This window comes from Polaromonas sp. P3_C2 (assembly GCF_056402675.1).
In genome coordinates this window covers 1-1,524 of record NZ_JBFUGX010000854.1, presented here as the reverse complement: position 1 = coordinate 1,524, position 1,524 = coordinate 1, and the positions used below count along the sequence as shown (strand labels likewise).

Annotated in this window: 3 protein-coding genes; all 3 read right to left on the bottom strand. The window is 62.8% G+C overall.

The features are described from left to right. The coding region (locus AC1DWI_RS22735) for a nicotinate-nicotinamide nucleotide adenylyltransferase (protein ID WP_477725860.1) at positions 1–238 on the bottom strand (238 nt) is incomplete at its 3' end. Continuing rightward, entirely contained in the window at positions 238–1,155 is a 918-nt protein-coding gene (gene hemF / locus AC1DWI_RS22730) for an oxygen-dependent coproporphyrinogen oxidase (protein WP_477669486.1), read from the bottom strand. The genes hemF and AC1DWI_RS22735, both read right to left, overlap by 1 nt. Before the next feature lie 51 nt (positions 1,156–1,206). Beyond that, positions 1,207–1,524, bottom strand: a 318-nt coding sequence (locus tag AC1DWI_RS22725; RefSeq protein WP_477725859.1) for a phosphoribosylglycinamide synthetase C domain-containing protein, incomplete at its 5' end; no start/stop codon positions are given.

Here is a 1,524-nt window from a genome sequence, read left to right as displayed (position 1 = left end):
CATCCACCCGAACGCCAGAAATATCGCCAAAAGCCAGTCTGGCCATGGCCAGCCGGTGAGCCGGCGCGCTCAGGGCGCGTGACTTGTGCCAGGCGTGGCCGGTCGGAACAACGTACAGGGTATCAAGGCCAAACTGCCGGATCGCCTCCTGCACCAGTGCAACGTGCGCACTGTGCGGCGGATCAAACGCACCACCAAACATGCCGATGCGCTTTTGCGCCGGTGACGGCGTTGCCATCAAACCCAGTCCCGTCTCGGCAAAAACTCCGTATACAGGCGCTCTTCAGGGCTGCCCGCCTCTACGCCCCGCTGATAAGACCAGCTCGCCAGCGGCGGCATGGACATCAGGATCGACTCCGTGCGCCCCCCGGACTGCAAACCAAAGTGCGTGCCGCGGTCCCATACAAGGTTGAACTCCACATACCGGCCCCGCCGGTAAAGCTGGAATTCGCGCTCCCGCTCGCCATGCGGTGTGTCCTTGCGCCGTTCAACGATTGGCAARTAGGCCTGCAAAAATGAGTCGGCCACACCCTGCATCAGGGCAAAGCTCCGGTCCAGCCCCAGCTCCTGGAAGTCGTCAAAGAAAACGCCGCCAATTCCGCGCTGCTCCTGCCGGTGCTTCAGGTAAAAGTACTCATCACACCATTGTTTGAACCGGGGGTACTTGTCGTCGCCAAACGGTGCCAGCGCGTCCTTGCAGGTCTGGTGGAAATGCACCGCGTCCTCTTCAAACCCGTAATAAGGCGTCAGGTCCATGCCGCCGCCAAACCAGCAGACGGGCTCGCCCGAGCCTGACACCGGGGTCGCGGCCAGCATGCGCACATTCATGTGGACTGTCGGCACGTAGGGATTACGCGGGTGAAACACCAGCGAAACCCCCAGGGCCTCAAAAGGTGCGCCTGTCAACTCCGGACGGTGCTGCGTCGCCGAAGGCGGCAGCTTGGGGCCCCGCACATGCGAGAACCCACAGCCGGCACGCTCAAACACCTGGCCCTGCTCCAGGATCATGGTGATGCCATTGCCCTGCAGCGTCTCGCCTGGCGCTTTCTGCCAATGGTCCGCCGTGAAGGACTGGCCGTCGATCCCGGAAACGGCGCCGGTGATGCGCTGCTGCAGCGCCAGCAGAAAGTCTCGAACGCCTGGAATATCGGTCATGCTGCAGTGTTACCCGAAGGGCGGAAGAAAAAACGAGCGCGCATTGCGTGATCAGGACTTGACCGCGCGCCAGCCGATGTCTTTGCGGTACTGCGCGCCATCAAATCCGATGTCCTGGGCGACTTCGTAGGCACGTTGCTGCGCGGCTTTCACCGTACTGCCGAGCGCCGTCACGCACAAAACCCGGCCGCCAGCCGTCACCGTCGCGTCGCCCTGCTTGCGAGTTCCGGCATGAAAAACCATCGAATCTTCGGCTGCATCGGTTCCTTTTTGCAGGCCATGAATCACGTCGCCCTTGCGAGGGTTCAGCGGATAGCCGTGCGCGGCCATCACCACGCCCAGGGCCGGCCGGCGGTCCCAGTCCAGCTC